Source organism: Flavobacterium sp. (assembly GCF_043722275.1).
GTDB lineage: Bacteria > Bacteroidota > Bacteroidia > Flavobacteriales > Flavobacteriaceae > Flavobacterium.
In genome coordinates this window covers 1-18697 of sequence record NZ_JAYSPC010000136.1, presented here as the reverse complement: position 1 = coordinate 18697, position 18697 = coordinate 1, and the positions used below count along the sequence as shown (strand labels likewise).

Sequence of the window (18697 nt, the reverse complement as noted above, 5' to 3'; positions counted from 1 at the left end):
AGATTTTTTAATCCCCATGGCTTTATCTTTGAGCCCTCAGAAAATTGATAATCATTATGGAACAGAAAATACATCAGGGAAGAAACGTAAAACGCTTCAGAGAAATGCTTAATATAAAGCAGGAAGCATTAGCTTATGATCTGGGAGAAGACTGGAATCAGAAGAAAATTTCTATGCTTGAGCAAAAAGATGTAATTGAAGATAATTTGCTTAAACAAATATCAGCAGTATTAAAAATTCCAGTTGAAGCTTTTCAGAATTTTGATGAGGAGCAGGCTATTAATATTATTTCGAATACATTTGATAATGGAGCTTTCTTAAATACGGGTCATAGTCCTACATTCAATGTTAATCCAATTGACAAATTGATTCAGCTTCATGAAGAAAAGATTGCTTTATACGAGCGTATGCTGAAAGAGAAAGATGAAATGATGCAAAGACTTGAAAAATTAATCAATAAATAATTATTTATAAAAGATATATTAATTCAAACAAGAGGTTGTCTGAAAAGGACAACCTCTTTGTCTTTAAATATTATTTGATTTATAGAGCATTTCTTGAAAAGTGTAAATTTGGGCTAAAGTGATCTTCTATAAACTTTTCTAAAACTTCTACGAGGTCAAAAATAAGGTTTAAATTGCCCAAACGAATTTAAGCTATCCATTTAGAAATGGTAGTATCTAGAAAAGTTTTGAGCAATAGCAATCAGGCCAAATTCAATATTTACTTTGGCTGTTCTAGTAAGTGTAAATCTTTAAATCCTTTGTTTTGCTTGATGTTTCCAAAGACCGGCTCGGGTTCAATACATCTTTTACCGTAAATTCTCTGCCCAATTCACTTTCTAAATTCTGTCTTGCCTTGAATTTCAATCTTTGAAGATTGTGATTAATTCCTATCCTTCTGTTAACTTGCCATTTAAAACATTGCCCACGCCTCTCATTATCTTAAATATCTATAATTACTGAACATAATAAGGTATACTGTACAAACATCGTACTGGATTTCCACCCTTCATTCCCGGAATCCAGTCTGGGCATAATTTCAAAACCCTTTCTAATTCTTTTCCGGAACCGTAACCAAAATCACGAAGTACTTTTATATTCGAAACGCTTCCATCCTTTTCAATTACAAAACTCAAAAAAATTCCACCTCCAACTGTATCATCCTCACTTATTGCTTTTGATGTAATGTAGTTCTTCTTTAAAAAAGCTTGAAATTTTTGAATACCGCCCTTATAGCAAGGCTTAACATCAACGTTCATTGAGTTGTAGATTTCATTATCATTTCGGAACATTTTTTTTCCTTCTTTTTTAAGCGGTTTTGGGAATAATGAATCAACTACGCTTTCAGACTTTGAAACAGGATTTTCCAAGGTCTCATTAGTGTTTTTTTGACAGCTAAAAAGCATCAAAGAGGTAAAAGCAATAAAAAAGTTTTTTAACATAGGTTTTCAGTCTTACAATTTAAGCCTTCATATTTTTAACAATTTTCTAAAAGTAAAAAAACGAAAACTATTTTATTTCAATAAACCAATTTTCCTAAAACAATTAGAGGCTCACTTTTTAGTAAACCCTATAAATTTCTCTATCTATTAATTTTCTTAATTCTAAAATTGTAATTCCATTTTTTACAGTTTTCCCTTCTTCCAGGTTGAAAAAATCAACGTAACCAATTTTAGTAATTGAATTGAATTCTCCCAAAATATCATCAAGATACAGCCATGCAATTATTTGATATTTTTGTTCGTCAGAATGCATATTTCTTATAAAAACTTGGATGTCAAATTTTTCTTTTTCAGTATTTAATTCAGCAAATATCTCTATATCTGAACTAGGATATTCTAAGCCATCATATTGGAATTGAATTTTGTCTTTCGGCTGTCTAAATTTTTCAACAATCCAATTGCTTATTTCAGGTTTTGAGTCAAACAATTTCTGAGTATCGTTAATACCTTCAAATTTTCCATCTGGAGTTACTACTAAGACATATTTTCCATTAGAATACTTTGTTATTTCAGCAAAAAGCAAACTTGAGAATTTTTTGATTTCGTCAGTTAAATTATTATAAGCTGTGTAATCCGATAAATCCGAATCTATGAAATTCTCTAAATCTCTTTTATTGTCCAAAAAGTACTTCCAGAACTTCTTTTCCGGTGATAATTTAATTTGTTTTAAAAAGTCCAACATTCGTAGTTTTTTTATTTAGGCTTTCCTACAGTATGTCGCTATTACATCAGATTTGACTAAATTAAGTACAATATTCGGATTTGCCTATTCCTTTAAGAGCTTTTATGCGAAGTGTATTCTATTTAGTACTTTGCAATTAATAATCTAGCATTCTCATTATTTGGATTTAATTGTAATGCTTTTTCACAATTTTCTTTACTGCTTTTTATTTCATTTAAAACATATTCAGATAAAGCAATCCCGTAATAACTTGCGTCATTATTAGGTTCAATTTCTAATGATTTCTTATAGAATTTGATTGACTTTTCAAATTGTCTTGTGTCATAACAAACCGCACCAATGTTGAAATATGCTTTGAAATTTTTCGGATTTATTTTAATTGACTCTTCAAGTTTTTCTATTCCCGTTTCACTTTCTCCATTTTCAATATAACTTACTCCAAGTCTATATAAACTATTTCCTTTGTCAATATTTCTTTTTACGCATTCTTGAAAGGCAATTATAGTTTTTGCATTTTCAGAACGAGAATCATATAAAATATTTGAAAAAGCCAATAATTCTGAATCATTCATTTTTAGAATTTTTGTCTCAAATTTTTCACTTTTTACAGAATTTTCATTTTTTTGACCACAACTAATTAGCCCACTCATTATCGTAAACAGTAATATTATTCGTTTCATCTTTTAAATGTTTTGTATTTTCCTGATTTTGTGATTAAATATAATTAATGTTCTGGCACTTCAATGGGTTTCGGAATTTAAGCCCATTATTCGAATTTGCCAGATCATCTCCGATACAAAACTAACTTTCATTAAGCTTGATATCCAAATCCATTGTAGTCGCTGATGTGCTATTTTATTATTCATCGATAGGTTTTGGCATATCATCATAAGGATATTCATACCCATAATATTCTTCCCACTCTTTTTTAACAATGTCTCCATAGATTATTTGACGAACTTCATAATCTTTTGTATCCATTGTCCCAACAAATATTCGCTGATGTTCTGGTACTGCCTCGTAACTAATTTTTAATTCAGTCCTTAGTTTCTTTGTTGGATTTTGTCGGTACTCTTCAAAAATTCTTGCACATTTTGATATGCTGTTTTCTCTGCCGTTAAGTTCATTGAATTTGTCAGTCAACTCCTTTAATTTAAATTTTATTTCAATCCCGCTTCCTGATTTTATTTTGAAAGATCCCAAATTCAAAATTGTCACAATTTCGCCAACCTTCAATTCAGTTGTGATTAGTCCATTCTCTACAAGTTCATTTAGTTCTTCAAATTTGAAAGTTTTCTTTGAAGGTAAGTTTGTAAATTCGATATGTCCATTTTTGTATAATGATAACTCAGATAAATATATTTTGTTATCATCATTTTTGTAGAAAAAATGAAATTTCTCCCCATCAATTTTGTTTGGAAAGAATGATTTTGGATCGTCTAGGTAGAATGGTTTCGGGTTTGGCATAAAGTGTTTTGCAACATTTGCTTTACCAACCGTTTTTGAATTATTTCCGTTATAATGTTGAAGATTTTCAAGTGTTGGATTTAGTTTCTTTATTAGTGAATAAACATAATCATATAAGGTTTCCTCTGTATGTTGCCATTTACCTTGTTCAATGATCCAATTTCCTAAATTAAAGATTGAAATAGATTCTCCATCTGGAATTGATGTAACAACCCAACCTTTTTTCAATTTGTCTTTGAAAATTTGTAAATCAACCATTTCCCAACAAGAAATAAGTCCGTCACTATATACTTGCAAGCCTATAAAGTGGTATTGCATATTGTGTATTATTCCTGGAATAGAAAATCCTTCAAGAACTTCAGTTCTTGTAATCATTGTCAAGTCCCCTGGCTCTGTCGTTTTGTTAGGCCTGAAGATTTTATCAAATACTTTCATTTATTATATGATGTAAATTTAAAATAACCGATTACGCTCCTGTATACTGCCCTTTATGACTTACGAAGACGAATATTTTCGACCTAAAGGAATATGATCAAAAAAACGATAAGTCCAGTAAGTCCGCAAATAGCTTTAAACCTAGGCTAAAGGTCGCTATTGTTTATCTTTTAGAAACCCTTTTTCGTAAGATTGCGTTCTCGTTAGTTTTCCGTTTTCATTATAATAAGAAAATATTCCATCTCGATTTCCGTCTTTGTAATTACCTTGGGCTTTAACTTGTCCATTCTCGTAGTAACTGACTACTTTTCCACTGATTTGCCCTGAAACAAATTCCATTATCGCTTTTTTGTTACTATTTGGATACCATTGCAGAATTTGCCCATTTCTAACTCCATTATTATAAAACTCTATTTGTTCTTTCTCGCCGTTTTCATACCAGCTTTCTCGTTTACCATCAAGTTTATCATTTATCCAATTTGCTTTATCTTTTGATTTTCCATTTTCATAATATGTTTGGCAAACTCCATTTTGTAATCCATCCCTCCAATTTGAAATCTCCTTAATTTGGCCATTTTCAAACCAGATCTTTACTTCTCCATTCGTTTTTCCCTTGACATGATAATTAATATCTGATATTTGTCCGGTTTTATAGTACCAACGATTCCAACCCGTTCCGTTTATAAGTTTTTTAGTCCATTTAATTCTACCGTTATCATAATATTTCGTCCATACATTACCAATCTTATGACTTTCGACAATTCCCTTTTCTAGAATTTTTCCGTTCTGAAGATATGAAATGTAAGGTCCGTCATTAATGTAGTAATGCAGTAAAGTGTCAGGCTTAATGATTTCATATTCTAAAATTTTATTATTAAGATCATAATCATATATTGTGTCAATACGCTTACCATTTTTGAGTTTACCTTTTTGATAAATATTTCCATTATTGTAAAATGATGTAAAACTTCCATCTTTGACAGTTGTTTCATATCCAACTTTAACCCACGATGCTGTTCCAGTTTTTTTATCAATCCAATATATCCAATCCTCATTTCTTTTATCAGTATTGTTAATGTCAACATTTTGACAGCTGTAAGCTAAAATGGAAACAAGTATCAAAAGTTTTTTTGTCATAGTTCTGAAAGGGTTGCTGTCTCTAGTATAATTATCGCTAAATTTGTAGCTGTTAGACGTAAATTTATAGATCACTAAGTACCTTAATTATTGATTTTCTGTATTCATTATCTTTCTCAAGAAGTTCAATCGTTTTTTCGTTTGTATTTATATTGAAATACAATTCACAATAGTCTTCTTCTTTATCATTTTCGCTATCTCTGAAAAACAATTTGAATTTATAATAGCCTAATTTTTCAACTTCAACAATTGACTTGTTTAATGAAAATGCTGTTGGAGATAAAGTATCATTAGTAAATTTTTTATTCGTTGAAAATTTATAAAGTTTAGAAATAGCTTTTAAAAACTCATCACTTTCTTTACCAATAGACGATATTTTTATAGCATTTCGAATGAAACCATTTTTAGGATCAAGATTTCCATCACTATCTATTCCATTAGGTAAATTAGATTTAATCTCAAATTTTAATCCTACAACCTTTGAACCTGATAATCCTTTTGCTACATAAATATAAGAATCTTTTATTTTTTCCTCAGAAACTATTTTTAGAAAAATATCTTTAAAACCTTCTTCCTGTTCTGCAACTTCGGTAATTTGTGTAAGATTAATTGACTCCGAGTGTGATGATTTATTGCACCCGAAAAATAAAGAAAATAAACCCAAGATAATTATTGTTTTAAATTGTTGCATATCATAGAACTTGTATTAGCGGTAGCGCCATTAGTTTTCAAAATTCCATAAATCCAACCTAGTGATGTTTTTTATTGTTCCTCCAAACATTCCCATATGACCTCTGGAGTTCATATCAAAAGTCCCTACAATAATTACATATTTTTGATTGTAATCATTTAAATTTTTCTTTTCAGTAATTTCTTTTGAGAAATTCACCCAAAAACCATTATTGGATATTCCTTTTGAATAATCTTCTTTGTGTAAATAAATTGCATTTCCTTCAAATTCCAAATTCAAATATCCAATCAATTGAATTTGTTTTCCATCATATTTTTCCGGAGTTGAAATTAACCTTATTATTGATATATTAAATTCATGAAAAGGTATAGCTTCTTCTTTTTCACTTTCTGATCCTTTAGTAGTCGTTTTATTCTGTGAACAAGCATTTAATGAGAATGTCAATAAAATTAAAATAATATATTTCATGTGGTGCAATTTAACTTCTATTTTTCTGCTATTCTACAGCTCATAGACGAATATGTATCATAATACAGTGTGAGGTTACAATACTACACAAAAAAAACAAATAGTCATTACGGTTTGCCATAAGTTCAGATTTTTTTTTCAAAGAAATCAAAAAATATTAGCCTTTATTAATTATTATTCGCTTTACCTGGAACCCTTTGTCAATCTAAGACAATTTTAATTAAAAATTAAATAAAAAAAGACAAACAAAATTACTGGACATAGACAAATGATGTGCGCATAATGCAAGGTCTCGTCCCTCAACCTTCACCCTTCGGGACTTATAGCACATCTTATGTCTAAATGTCCACTGTTTAATTGCTTTCTTTTTTTCTTTTTTCTTTTGAAATGTATTTAATTTTAATCCCGATAAGTAAAATATACTTATGATATTAAAAACATTTTTTTCTTGATTAACTTTGCTTCAGCTTATTACAAGATCTCAAATAAATTTTCACAGAATAACAATCAACAGCTATCATGATCAAAATATAGCCATGATATGATAATAACATTTGTATTCCTTAAATTTGAGGTTGAATTAAATGGTTTAGAGATTAAATTACAAATCTTTCAAACCACAAAACACTCTAGGAAGTTATAAAGTGTACCTCAACTTAATCCAAATTATTTATAATGAACTGACTTTTTAAAAGTCTGTAAGATGTTAAAAATTTCAAAGACCACCTCGTTCCTGTGGTCTGGCCAGATGAACGGTTGTCGGACAACCGCCTATCTGGCTGATCTATCCTCGGAACTCGGGATCAGTGACACTGAAAGGAAAAAGAGTTTGATAACAATGAAAATGAAAGATGATGGAAAGAGAAAATTCAAACAGATCACGCAGAATTACACTGCGCCTGACGCCACAAGAGTATGCAAAAATTGAGCAACGATACAAAAACAGTACGTGCCGTAAGCTAAGCGATTATGTTCGCAAACATTTATTTAACAAGCCCATTACAACACATTACAGGAATCAGTCAATGGATGATTCCATAGAAGAAATAGTACTGCTCCGCAATGAGCTTAGTGCTGTCGGAAACAATGTAAATCAGGTTGTGAAAAAGATGCACACCCTGCAACAAATTCCGGAATTCAGAGAATGGATTAAACGTTACGAATTGGAAAGAATGATTCTTTCCAATAAGATAAATGACATTCAAAATCATATTTATAAAATCTCGGACAAATGGTTACAATCATAAAAACAAGCCATTCGATCCGAAGTGTTTTAAACTATAATGAGAACAAGGTCAAACAGGGTGTGGCAGAATGTATCGGTGCGGGAAATTATACCGCTGATGTAGATAAATTAAATGATTTTGCAAAGCTGAACCGCTTTACAAAACGCCTTGAATTAAACGAAAATGTCAAACGAAACAGCATTCATGTTTCGCTGAATTTTGATCCTTCGGAAAACCATTCCAAGGAAAAATTGATAGCTATTGCCAATACCTATATGGAGAAAATCGGTTTTGGAGCACAGCCGTATTTGGTGTACCAGCATCACGATGCAGGACACCCACACCTGCATGTGGTCTCTGTAAACATTGAAAGGGATGGCAAACGGATTGACATGCATCATTTAGGCATACGAAAATCAGAACCAGCAAGAAAAGAAATAGAAGAAACTTTTGGACTGGTAAAAGCGGAAGGACGAAAAATAAAAGAACAATTTAATTTAAAGCCAACTTCAATTGGTAAAGCTAATTATGGAAAGATTGAATCAAAAAAGGCTTTAATCAATATTTTAAACCATGTTATAAATAACTATAAATATTCGCGTCTTCCAGAACTTAATGCAGTATTGAAACAATATAATGTTTTAGCTGACCGAGGCAGTGAGAAATCAAGAGTATTTCTGGCAAATGGACTGGTGTACCGAATACTTGATGACAAAGGAAACCCAATTGGTGTTCCAATAAAAGCAAGTGATTTTTATTTTAAACCGACTTTGAAATTCTTGGGAGAAAAATTCGAGAAAAATGAAGTAAGAAATATGTCTGACAAATTGCGGGTAAAAAATATTATTAACATGGCATTGTTTAATGAGCGAGCAATGCCTGTAAGTCATCTTGCAAAACTATTGGAAAGAGAAGGTATTCAAACCATTTTTAGAAGAAGTGCAGAAGGTCAGCTTTATGGAATTACCTATGTTGACCTTATCACCAAAAATGTTTTTAATGGCAGTAGCCTGGGAAAAGAATACAGTGCAAAAGCTATTGAAGAGCGATGCGGATTAAAGATTGCTAGTGAAGAAAAAAGCAATCAGATTTATGAAAAAATCCCATCTACAGAATTATTAATCGATGACCTTCAATATCAAAAAGACACAATTACTATTCCTTATTTAGTAAAAGCATTGGATATGCTTATGAGGTCTGAATACTCTTCAGATTATGTACCCAATCAATTGAAAAAGAAAAAAAACAAAAGAAAAAGAAGAGGGCTTTCCAATAACTAGGAAATGTAACTTTTTTAGGTCTTGTAAACAGATTCTATAATATTCATCGCTTCTACATATGCCTCTTTTGCAGTATTAAAAGTCCTATTATAAAAATAAAACAAAGCAATTTTAAATTCCGGTAACTCTAGATAAATAAAATCATTCATGTGATGGAAAAAATAAAAACTTTCATTTTTTGTCCTAAAAATAACAAGGGAATTTTCATGTAAGGATTTGTCTTTAATAGTTATTCTCTTTTGAGAATGTCTTATTTCTGCAATAGCTTTATACGGTGAATAATCAATATTTTTCCTCATCACAGAAATAGGAATATCTCGAAAAAACGAAATATGCGGTACCTCTTTAGTCTTTATAAATTTTCTTCGTATTTCAAGAATTTGAAATTTATATTCGATAATTTCTAGCCAACGTAATATGTTTTGAATTTCATTTTTATTAAAAAAAGTATCTTTTAAATTAGTTTCTTTAAAAAGGGAAATAATATAATTTTCTATACTAGCAAGTCTACCATTATTGCATTCCGCGCACGCTGGTACTGTAGTTTTGTTATAAGTCTGTTCGCTTTTATTTATATCAGTTATGAAAAATTCCTCAGTAGATTTTCCAAACGTCCATCTTGGCAATACATGCTCTTTTGTTAAATTATTCTGAGTACCACAAAACACACAAACCTCAATCTTTGACTTATTCTTTGAACTTACATTAGGAACATGTCTTGCAATAATATCAGCCATAATTTTTTTGGAACTATGCCTAATTTTAACACGAAGTGTTCTCATAATTAAATCAATACTCATATTATAAATTTATATTATAAAAATTATCATTGTATTTAATTTAATTACCCGCTTCCTTAAGAAACGGGAGTTTTTATAATTGCAACATTTTTTGTAAAATTACAAAGTCCTCTCAATCCTTAGGTTTATGTACATGAGGTTTTAAAGTAGGATGTTTGGGCTTATTTTCAGGTGTTACTCGTTGTCTTCTGTCATCTTTTCCCTCATCTGTTTTTGGTTTTGGACCAGTTTTAATCGCTTGAATCGCTTCCATAATAAATGTTTTAAATTAAATTATTGTATCATCTTCATCTTCATGATGGATGTAAAACAAATAACATTAATTAAAATATTACTTCGTTACGGAAACCATATTGTAAATTATTTTATTAAAATCAATAACTGTTAAAAACAATAATTATGATTAATTTTTGAAAATCTTCTTTAACCACTTCTGCTTTATATTTGTTCCTGACGCCTCTATTTTTTCAAGTTCAACGTTATATTTCTTAGCAAGTCTTGCAATCGTATCGATATAATGCTGGTTTATCGATGTATCGACTTTAATTTCCTGTCGTCCATCTGGAAAATTAATTGTGTGAGTAGATCTTTGATGAGTTAACGCTTTTTTATAATGCTCTTTAATAATATTTTTTCCTTTTTCAATTTCACCTACAGTCATATAAAATGCAATAAGATAATAAGGGGACATTGTAGGACTTATATACTTAGTATTTTTATCTAAAAAAAAGCTGTAATTTTTCAAGAGAATCATAGTTCTCAAATATTGGTTTTAAATATTTTTCAAGATCATCTTTAATTTTCTCTGCTGTTTTTGAGGTATCAATTTTTTTTGATAATGTATACCAGTGATCCCTTTTATGGGAAAATATTCCGAGACGATTATTAATAAAGCAGTCGTATGTTTTGGGAAATTCTAGCCAAACGATTTCATTGTCAACAATTGAAGATATTTCTGCATTATAAAAACCGAAATTAAATGTAAAATCAATACTATTATTATATGAATTCCATTGGCTTTTTTGGACGTTGAAGCATTGAATTATATCATTATTCTGCTTTGAAAAATGAAGATTTTTACGTTTGAATCCAAAATCCTTAAAGAAAGGTATTATTATTTCTTTACAAATTATGTCAAAGTCAGTTTTTAAATTTTCATTCATAGTTATTTTATTATTTAAATCTGAGATTTTTGTCAAACTTCTGTTCTCTGCACATTCCATAATCTAATCACCTCTGTAGTGGCACTAAATCTAAATCAATAACAACTTCATTATCAGTTATTTCATCTGACTTAAAACCAGTCTTATACCCAATATTATCTACTTTGATTTCAACAAAAGTACCTTTTTCAAAATTAGATTTATAATGCCCCTCTTTATCTGTAGTAACGATTAGTGAATCTTTACCATTATAGCTACCATCGGGAGTTTTACCATAATTCCAGCAAACAATTGAAACCTTAGCATTTTCAATAGGTTTATTAGACAAACTGTCTTTAATAGTTCCATGAATGTGAACATTTTTTACATCATTGTAACAAGACGTAAATATAAGAATGATGATTATTGCTAAATATTTCATTTATTTCTTTTTAACTGTTGAATTGATAAACAATATATATTTATACTGTTTTTTTGATTTCACCAATGATAATGGTTTTCCATTAGGTTACTGTGACGGTACTAAAATAGTAGAAAAAAGATTCAATATCACAACAGGTACATTTACGGCTATTCCCTAAACATGTAGCAACTCTATAAACAGTAAAAAGCCACTCCATAATGAAGTGGCTTTTTTATTTTGATTGCGTTCACGAACGGGACGCTCACGCCAGCGAAGGAATTATATGCTAAAGTTATTCAAAGTAATAGTTTCATTATTTATACAAGAAGCTACAATTGAATTCTGCGTTATAACAAAATCATCAAATATTTCAGGCAAATAAAACTCATTTAAAATTTCAAAATTATTAATCGCTAGTTGAATTACTTTTAGTTCAGAAGCAATATAAATTTCATTATTAATAACAATAAAATTTATAAAATATTCATCTAGTTCTAGTTTAAAAATAGTTTCTTTTTTTTCACTATTTACAATAATGAAATTGAAATCAACTCCTAAACCAAAGCTAACCGAATCAATCTCTTTTATAACAGGCAAAATAAAATCTCCTCTCCAACCTAATTGAAAAAGACATCCATTCAATTGAATTTCACCAAAATTATCATCTGAAATTTTCTCAAGCAAAACAATAGAGTTTCCCTTATTGTTAAATTCAGATTTCTTTATTTTTTCAAATTTAATACTCATAATTAACGTTTTAATTTAGGAATAACAGTTGTTACAGCTGGAACAACGTCCATATTACTTCCTTTATAAAAAAATCCAACATTTAGGGCATGTTCGCCAACTTTAACCTGTTTCATTATTGTTGTTCCGTGTGGAGTAATCTGTGTGCTTACTTCACGAATCCATGAGAAAGAAAAGAGGAATAAACAAAGAGTCATATTTTATTATATTTGAATACTAATTAACAGATGAAAAAATATAGTTTTTAATCAAAACGGGGGTGGTCATTTTGCTCCGGAATTAGGTGGTCACTTTAAAACGGAATGGGGTGATCAATATAACCGGAATTTGCAGTTTTACTACTAATTATTGACTTTTTTAAGATAATAAAATCATTATTCTAATTGCACTCTCCTTTAAATCATAGAAAATGGTTCATACAGCACTATTTACCTACATGTTTAATATTCTACTTGTAATCCCTTAATTTTTCTGTAGAGATTAATAGCGTACTTATCTGTCATACCTGTTATGTAATCTAGCACTAATAAAACTCTTTCGTATTTTTCCCAATCACTTAACTGTTCAATTTCTTTTTCGACAGCAGGCTGAAATTCTTCAGGTAGTAGGCTTCTTAATTTTTTGTCTTTTGCTGTTTCTTCTTCTCCACATGAGTAGCAAATATTACTAGTAATAGCGAATGAATCAATCAGATGTTCCATTACTTCAAAGCCACTTGCTTCACTTTCTAAGACGGGTGGATATTGATATACAAACTTCCTTACCAAAGTTTTCATTAATTCAAGGTTTTCTAAAATTTCTTTGTCATCAATCGAATCTACAAGAGCTTTGTCGAAACGTCCGTTCATAATATTTCATATTCCTTCTCGAAAACTCCAAAACTTAAATGGATTAAGACGTTTATAACTTTACTTCGTAGATAAGATATTTGTTGTTTAAAATCTGTAAACGAATTAAGCTTTTCAATATCAAAAGATTTGTCTTTTTGAGCGATATCTACTAAAATATCTTTTGGAGATTTATTGACTTCGACCACCTTAAACGAATTATCTTTTTTTCTAAGTTTAAGATTTGAATATTTTTTTTCAAAATCTATTAATTTTAGTCGACAGCCATCTTCAAAATCAATCATGCCATATGCTATATCATCAGATGCTTCCATCAAAAATGCTAAGGGATGTCTTTTATAAGCGATGTCAGATTCGTCAATTCCCTCTATAGGAATTAACCCTAATTCTTTTGCCGCGAATTTGAAAATATCTTTTTGTTCTTGGAAGAAGCCATATTTAGTTTGGCTTTTTGGATAATCATCTTCTGAAAGTTTCGTAAATGGATTTTTAATTAAAAAACTTTCTCTTGGATATTTGGTAAATGTACCGAGTAATGCTAGCGAAGGATTAATTCCACGATCGCAATTTTTAGTTATTATCCTAAATCCGTTAGCGTTTCCTTCAAAATTAGAAAGATCATTCCAAATTTTTACCAAGGTTTTTTTGTCATTATCGAAATTTATTTCAACTATCTCACTTTCTTTTTTTTCGAAGTTATACGAATTTTCTAGAGCGACACCATCATCTACAGTAAAATTAGGTTTAAAAGGATTGTTATATTCATTTTTGTGTAAGAAATAATATTATATAGCATCTTCTCCTGAATGACCAAAAGGAGGATTGCCAATATCATGTGCTAAACATGCTGCAGCTATTAATGAGCCAATGTCGGATTTATTAAGTTTGTTTACCTCAATAAATTCTTTTGGCAATTCTTCAAAAATTTTATCAGCGGCCATTTTTCCGAAGGATCTGCCAACAGATGCCACTTCTAAACTGTGGGTTAACCGCGTGTGGTACGAAATCAAATTTAGGAAAGGGAATGACTTGTGTTTTATCTTGTAAGCGACGAAAAGGATAAGAAAAAGTTATTTGATCGAAATCTTTTTCGAAAGGACTTCTTGGCTCTTCAAACTGAGATGGTAAATTTTTTGTGTCGCATTTATCGAAATCTGATACTCGTTTTGTGTTTAGCAAATTTTGCCAGTTCATTCTTGTTGACATAATTATATTGTGGTTGGTTAAAATTGTTGTTAACTAAATGATATGGACATACAATGGCTATAATACATCACTGGTATATTAACTTTGTGGTATCATGAGATTTCCTTCTGGGCTAATATAAGAAATATCCTCATTAAATTTCATTCAAGTTTAAATAAATATAAATTAGACTATTGAATAGAAAGTTTCTTTAAATCTTGAAGAAAAAGGTTCGTAAAGACCTCCATTTAGAATTGATTTTCGAGGTTCTCACGAACATGTTTACGAACCATTTTTGGCAGGATTTGAAAAAACTAAACTACATTCTTTAAACGAGATCATTGATTAAAAATGATCTTATTTATTTTAGCATTAATTTGTCCTAGCGATAATTTTTTATTTTTTGAATGTTTTTTTCAATATCTTTTAAATGTATAACATCCTTACTTTTGTTACTCCAATCTGTATTTATTATTTCCCATTCAGTTTTTGAAATTTCTTGGATTATCGGAGTAATTTGATAATATTTTGTTTCTTTCTCTGTTAATACATCATCGTATGATACTGCAATGAAGCTTTTCACGTAGATATATCCATAATTCCAAATTTTTTCACGAGTTAAAAATTCATTTTCACTACAATTTGCATTATTAAATTCGTAAACAAGACCTTCGCTTTTACCAGTTGATTTACCTTCGAGGTTTATATATTCCATTAAAGGAATGCTTATTTCTTTGCTATTTTTTCTTTTAACAACATTAATGTACGAAAACTGTTTTTCAATTTCAAAATTAGATATTTTACTATTATTATTTATGACAAGCCATTTGGTTATATTAACAATTTTGGAGGAATCTCTTTGCAACTGTGCTTTCCTTATCTCTATTCTCGGAGTATTTTCTAATTTCATAATTCCAGTTTGAGCTCTAGATATATTATTCGCTTGAACAGAAACGTATATACTTGTAAAAGTCAGAACGGCTGCAGTTAAAATCTCAAAAAAAATTTTATTTCGTTCTAATAAACTACGTAGTAGAATAATTTTATTTTTCATTTTCCTTTAAATTAATTATTGCGAATGTAGAAAACTTAATAAATAATCAACACAGTAGAAATACGTGTTCGATAAATAAAAAATGGACACAGAAAAAACTCCTTAATTTCTTAAGGAGTTTTGTGGTGGACGATAAGACTTCGAATCTTAACGCAAAGCAGCTTAAAGCCTCAAAAAGGTGGTTAAGATTCTGTACCATCAAGCTTAATTAAAACGAAAGTCTGTAAGATTAATGTCTTTCTGACTTGGCAATTTGTAGTAACTACGGTTTGGTTCGAATCTTAATACTTGTCGCAGTAACTTGAAACGATTCTTTTTAATAATGTTGTTGTTGAAATTTTTAATATTCTTGCAGTACTTCTTATTCCTAAACCTTCTTTTGTTAATTGAATGATATTTTGATTTATGCTTGCGTTGTAAGCTTGATAAGTATAATTTTTTATAAAACGGTAACAACAAATTTTACAATAGTACTGCTGTTTTTTACTTTTGGTTCGCCCATTTTTAACAACTTCTTTCTCTTTACATCTTGGACAATTTACACCATCACTAACTCTGGAACACGAGGAAATATTTTTACTCATTTTAGTTCTTTTAAGGCAATATTAAAACAAAAAGAGGTTGTCTGAAAAGGACAACCTCTTTCTCTTTAAATATCATTTGATTTTACAGAGCATTTCTTGAAAAGTGTAAATTTGGGCTAAAATGGCCTTCTATAAACTTTTCTACAGCTTCTACGAGGTGAAAAATGAGGTTAAAATTGCCCAAACGGATTTTAGCTATCCATTTAGAAAAGTTGTGAGCAATAGCAATCAGGCCAAATTCAATATTTACTTTGGCTGTTTTAGTAAGTGTAAATCTTTTAAATCCTTTGTTTTGCTTGATGTTTCCAAAAACCGGCTCTGGTTCAATGCATCTTTTACTGTAAATTTCCCTGCCCAATTCACTTTCTAAATTTTCTCGTGCCTTGAATTTCAGTCTTTGAAGGTTGTGATTGATTTCTATCCTCCGGTTGCCCTGCGCTTTAAAACATTGCCCACGCAGAGGACATCCTGCACAATTTGAAGCCTCATATACCGAATGATACTGTCCAAAACCAGTTGAAGTTCTTGATTTTTTGGTAAAGATACGGGACATTTGCTGTCCCATGGGGCAAACCAAAAAATCTTGCTCATGATTATAAAACAAGTTTTGTGCGTGGAATAAATTATTTTTATGCTTACGAGTCTCTTCGATACGGTACATGTTGTAGGGAACAAAAAAATCAATTTCTTTGTCTTCAAGGAGTTGATAATTTTCCTCACTTCCATAGCCCGCATCTGCTATAACTTTTGCAGATTGTTTGCCGTAGTTATTTTTGAATCCCTCTAAGTGAGTCTTTAGTGTAGTAAAATCAGTAGAAGTCTGGTGGGTTGAGTAATGTGTAATGATCTGATTTTCTGTAGAAATCTGAACATTATAACCCGCCTTTAATTGTCCGTTGCGCATATGATCTTCTTTCATGCGCATAAAAGTAGCATCGGTATCGATTTTGGAGTAACTGTTTCTGTCTCCTAGAATTTCAAGATGTTTCTCATATTCTTTAAGTTTTACAAGCTGTTCTTTCTCGAGTTTTTGAAGTGATTTGTTCTGCTGTTTACTCAGCTTCTCCTTTTTTTTACTTTGGTTGATCTCGCGTATTTTTTCTTCTAATTTCTCGCTGTCTACCTTGGTATCAATTTGATTATCAGTATGCATAATGTCTGACTCGATAGCATGACTAATATCTGTAAGAACGGCATCTATTTTTCCTTGAAGTCTTTCTTTATTTTTTTCAACTGCTTTCTTCCAAACAAAGCTGTATTTATGTGCATTGGCTTCTATTTTAGTGCCGTCAATAAATTGTCTCTCCAAACTGATGAGCTCTAAATCTACCATCATCATAACCACCTGGCTGAAAAGTTTTTCGATATTCCCTTTTAATTTTTTTCCTCTAAAGTCATTTATAGTTCTAAAATCCGGCTGAAGTCCTCCCGAGAGCCACATAAAATAAATATTCTCCTTTACAGCTCTTGCTAGCTTTCTGCTGGAATACGTATTATTGAGATACCCATAAAACAGTACCTTCAATAACATCTTAGGATGATAGCTGGATCTTCCCCCGCCCTTAAACTGTGAAATAATATCAGAAATTTCTAACTTTTCAACAACACTGTCTATTAATCGGGCAGAATGATTCTCTGGGATCAGATCATTTAAATTCAATGGAAAAAGATCTTGCTGATGAACCGAATGCGGTTTAAAAACTGGCTGCATAATCATTGATTTTAGTACTTAATATAAGAAAAATCAATATAATAAACAAAAAAAACTGCCCGAAATTACTTTTCGGACAGCCTCTTAAATTATTTATTGATAAAAATTACTCTATTTCAACATGTTAGAAATCTAAAATCTCGTATCACTAACTCTGAAACATTACCAAAATCTCATATCACTAACTTTGAAACACTACCATCAACACTCCCGATACACATTACCAATATTGTCTTTTTTGACCTTCTTATTTGGATTATTTATATTTAATTATTCTTCAACAACTCCCCATTACTGTTATACAACAATAAGCTTTTTCTTGCTTTTGTATGACCTTTACTTGCTGCTTTTTCTAAATATTTGAAGGCTAAATTTCGAGTCTCTTTATCCAATACATTTAAATCCTCAATTGTTTCTTCCTTATTACCAATTATATAGTTATTAGTTCGATAGAAATCATTGTAAACATCATAATAAGCTTGCGCATATTGGTATTTGTTTGCCATTATCAGCGACACGCGTAAATAATCAGACCTATGACCGCTTAATGCATAAATCATAGATAAATCTCTATATGCTATTGTATCACCCTTATTTACTATTTTATCCATTAAACTATCTACCTTATTTTTATCATTAAAATAATCTAGATATAAACTTAAAGTGGAAGATTCATTTTTAAGTATTATTTTTTTCTCTCTGTTATCTTTACAGCTAAAAAAAAATAAACTCAAAATTATTAATATTGATATTTTCATTTTCATTTGTTAATGTTTTTATCTAATTTAAGGTATTCACTATAAAGCATTCTGCTAATTTCTTTCCCATTTTGAAAAACAACCCTATAGCCTTCACCTTTTCCTTTTAAACTTTCGACTCCAGTTATTAAAGGAGTTCCATTTCTAGAACCATACTTTACAAAACCATCGAATCCAACTACTTTTGCTAACGGATGAGCTTTAGATATTTTTTTTGCCATTGAATTATTACCTGACCCAGACTCACATAAAAATAGATTTATTTCAAATGCTCCAAACCCCTCTATTTGTTTTTTATAGGCAGGACTTACACTTGACATTTTTTTATCAAAATCTTCTGCAGTATCTATGAAAGGTCCACCTCTTTTAAAATCAGCAAAATTACGGGTAAACAAAACGCTTTTGGCCGCATTTTTGAAAATACATCTTGCATTTGCATCATCATTTGCGAAGGCTTGCCCGTTATTATTTATATCTGTCTGAGCCTGAGAATCTGCGTGCGCCTGTGAAACTGTTGAGCTGTATCTTCCTGCAGGAACTGTATACCAAGCATT

At 30.3% G+C, this 18697-nt stretch carries 25 protein-coding genes; 3 read left to right on the top strand and 22 right to left on the bottom strand.

The genetic code is table 11. The features are described from left to right. Positions 1–56: 56 nt before the first annotated feature. The gene (locus ACHZDT_RS16805; RefSeq protein ID WP_394775787.1) at positions 57–464 is read left to right on the top strand and encodes a helix-turn-helix domain-containing protein; all 408 of its coding nucleotides are present in this window, start codon (positions 57–59) and stop codon (positions 462–464) included. Positions 465–958: 494 nt separating this feature from the next. On the opposite strand, the gene ACHZDT_RS16800 is transcribed toward ACHZDT_RS16805, so the two are convergent. The 7 genes from ACHZDT_RS16800 to ACHZDT_RS16770 form a co-directional block, all read right to left on the bottom strand. Beyond that, on the bottom strand, positions 959–1444 hold the full coding sequence (locus ACHZDT_RS16800; RefSeq protein ID WP_394775785.1) for a hypothetical protein: 486 nt from the start codon (positions 1442–1444) through the stop codon (positions 959–961). A gap of 118 nt (positions 1445–1562) precedes the next feature. Beyond that, on the bottom strand, positions 1563–2186 hold the full coding sequence (locus tag ACHZDT_RS16795; RefSeq protein ID WP_394775784.1) for a hypothetical protein: 624 nt from the start codon (positions 2184–2186) through the stop codon (positions 1563–1565). 122 nt (positions 2187–2308) lie between these two features. Further along, on the bottom strand, positions 2309–2758 hold the full coding sequence (locus tag ACHZDT_RS16790) for a tetratricopeptide repeat protein (RefSeq protein ID WP_394775782.1): 450 nt from the start codon (positions 2756–2758) through the stop codon (positions 2309–2311). Positions 2759–3044: 286 nt separating this feature from the next. After that, on the bottom strand, positions 3045–4088 hold the full coding sequence (locus ACHZDT_RS16785) for a hypothetical protein (protein WP_394775781.1): 1044 nt from the start codon (positions 4086–4088) through the stop codon (positions 3045–3047). Between the two features lie 156 nt (positions 4089–4244). Then, positions 4245–5225, bottom strand: coding sequence for a toxin-antitoxin system YwqK family antitoxin (locus ACHZDT_RS16780; RefSeq protein ID WP_394775780.1), 981 nt, complete (start codon positions 5223–5225; stop codon positions 4245–4247). 64 nt (positions 5226–5289) lie between these two features. Next, entirely contained in the window at positions 5290–5889 is a 600-nt protein-coding gene (locus tag ACHZDT_RS16775) for a hypothetical protein (RefSeq protein WP_394775779.1), read from the bottom strand. A 57-nt stretch (positions 5890–5946) separates the two neighbouring features. After that, entirely contained in the window at positions 5947–6384 is a 438-nt protein-coding gene (locus ACHZDT_RS16770; RefSeq protein WP_394775778.1) for a hypothetical protein, read from the bottom strand. An 851-nt stretch (positions 6385–7235) separates the two neighbouring features. On the opposite strand from ACHZDT_RS16770, the gene ACHZDT_RS16765 reads away from it, so the two are divergent. Then, positions 7236–7631 carry a plasmid mobilization protein gene (locus ACHZDT_RS16765; RefSeq protein ID WP_394775777.1) on the top strand — a complete coding sequence of 132 codons (396 nt, stop codon included), beginning with the start codon at positions 7236–7238 and terminating at the stop codon, positions 7629–7631. Further along, positions 7616–8890 carry a relaxase/mobilization nuclease domain-containing protein gene (locus ACHZDT_RS16760; RefSeq protein WP_394775776.1) on the top strand — a complete coding sequence of 425 codons (1275 nt, stop codon included), beginning with the start codon at positions 7616–7618 and terminating at the stop codon, positions 8888–8890. Before ACHZDT_RS16765 ends, ACHZDT_RS16760 begins: the two co-directional genes overlap by 16 nt. Positions 8891–8904: 14 nt before the next feature. Here ACHZDT_RS16760 and ACHZDT_RS16755 read toward each other — a convergent pair whose 3' ends face one another. The 15 genes from ACHZDT_RS16755 to ACHZDT_RS16685 all read right to left on the bottom strand — a co-directional run. Further along, on the bottom strand, positions 8905–9690 hold the full coding sequence (locus ACHZDT_RS16755) for a hypothetical protein (RefSeq protein WP_394775775.1): 786 nt from the start codon (positions 9688–9690) through the stop codon (positions 8905–8907). Positions 9691–9802: 112 nt separating this feature from the next. After that, entirely contained in the window at positions 9803–9943 is a 141-nt protein-coding gene (locus ACHZDT_RS16750; protein ID WP_394775774.1) for a hypothetical protein, read from the bottom strand. Positions 9944–10093: 150 nt separating this feature from the next. Continuing rightward, positions 10094–10351, bottom strand: a complete 258-nt coding sequence (locus ACHZDT_RS16745) for a hypothetical protein (protein WP_394775773.1) — start codon at positions 10349–10351, stop codon at positions 10094–10096. Between the two features lie 55 nt (positions 10352–10406). Beyond that, on the bottom strand, positions 10407–10853 hold the full coding sequence (locus ACHZDT_RS16740; RefSeq protein WP_394775772.1) for a DUF4304 domain-containing protein: 447 nt from the start codon (positions 10851–10853) through the stop codon (positions 10407–10409). A gap of 67 nt (positions 10854–10920) precedes the next feature. Beyond that, complete coding sequence (locus ACHZDT_RS16735; protein WP_394775771.1) at positions 10921–11274, bottom strand: hypothetical protein; 354 nt, start codon at positions 11272–11274, stop codon at positions 10921–10923. A 261-nt stretch (positions 11275–11535) separates the two neighbouring features. Beyond that, positions 11536–12003 carry a hypothetical protein gene (locus ACHZDT_RS16730; protein ID WP_394775770.1) on the bottom strand — a complete coding sequence of 156 codons (468 nt, stop codon included), beginning with the start codon at positions 12001–12003 and terminating at the stop codon, positions 11536–11538. A gap of 2 nt (positions 12004–12005) precedes the next feature. Then, positions 12006–12200, bottom strand: coding sequence for a hypothetical protein (locus ACHZDT_RS16725; RefSeq protein WP_394775769.1), 195 nt, complete (start codon positions 12198–12200; stop codon positions 12006–12008). Between the two features lie 243 nt (positions 12201–12443). After that, a complete protein-coding gene (locus tag ACHZDT_RS16720; RefSeq protein ID WP_394775768.1) occupies positions 12444–12851 on the bottom strand; it encodes a hypothetical protein in 408 nt (135 codons plus the stop codon). After that, the gene (locus tag ACHZDT_RS16715) at positions 12848–13489 is read right to left on the bottom strand and encodes a hypothetical protein (RefSeq protein WP_394775767.1); all 642 of its coding nucleotides are present in this window, start codon (positions 13487–13489) and stop codon (positions 12848–12850) included. The genes ACHZDT_RS16720 and ACHZDT_RS16715 overlap by 4 nt, the downstream gene beginning before the upstream one ends. 147 nt (positions 13490–13636) lie before the next feature. Then, the gene (locus tag ACHZDT_RS16710) at positions 13637–13861 is read right to left on the bottom strand and encodes an HD domain-containing protein (RefSeq protein ID WP_394775766.1); all 225 of its coding nucleotides are present in this window, start codon (positions 13859–13861) and stop codon (positions 13637–13639) included. 557 nt (positions 13862–14418) lie between these two features. After that, on the bottom strand, positions 14419–14946 hold the full coding sequence (locus ACHZDT_RS16705; RefSeq protein WP_394775765.1) for a hypothetical protein: 528 nt from the start codon (positions 14944–14946) through the stop codon (positions 14419–14421). A 425-nt stretch (positions 14947–15371) separates the two neighbouring features. Continuing rightward, positions 15372–15674, bottom strand: a complete 303-nt coding sequence (locus ACHZDT_RS16700; protein ID WP_394775763.1) for an IS1-like element transposase — start codon at positions 15672–15674, stop codon at positions 15372–15374. A gap of 82 nt (positions 15675–15756) precedes the next feature. Beyond that, positions 15757–17385, bottom strand: a complete 1629-nt coding sequence (locus ACHZDT_RS16695; RefSeq protein WP_394775762.1) for an IS1182 family transposase — start codon at positions 17383–17385, stop codon at positions 15757–15759. Between the two features lie 266 nt (positions 17386–17651). After that, a complete protein-coding gene (locus ACHZDT_RS16690) occupies positions 17652–18149 on the bottom strand; it encodes a hypothetical protein (RefSeq protein WP_394775761.1) in 498 nt (165 codons plus the stop codon). Further along, positions 18146–18697, bottom strand: a 552-nt coding sequence (locus ACHZDT_RS16685; RefSeq protein WP_394775760.1) for a DUF5977 domain-containing protein, incomplete at its 5' end; no start/stop codon positions are given. The genes ACHZDT_RS16685 and ACHZDT_RS16690, both read right to left, overlap by 4 nt.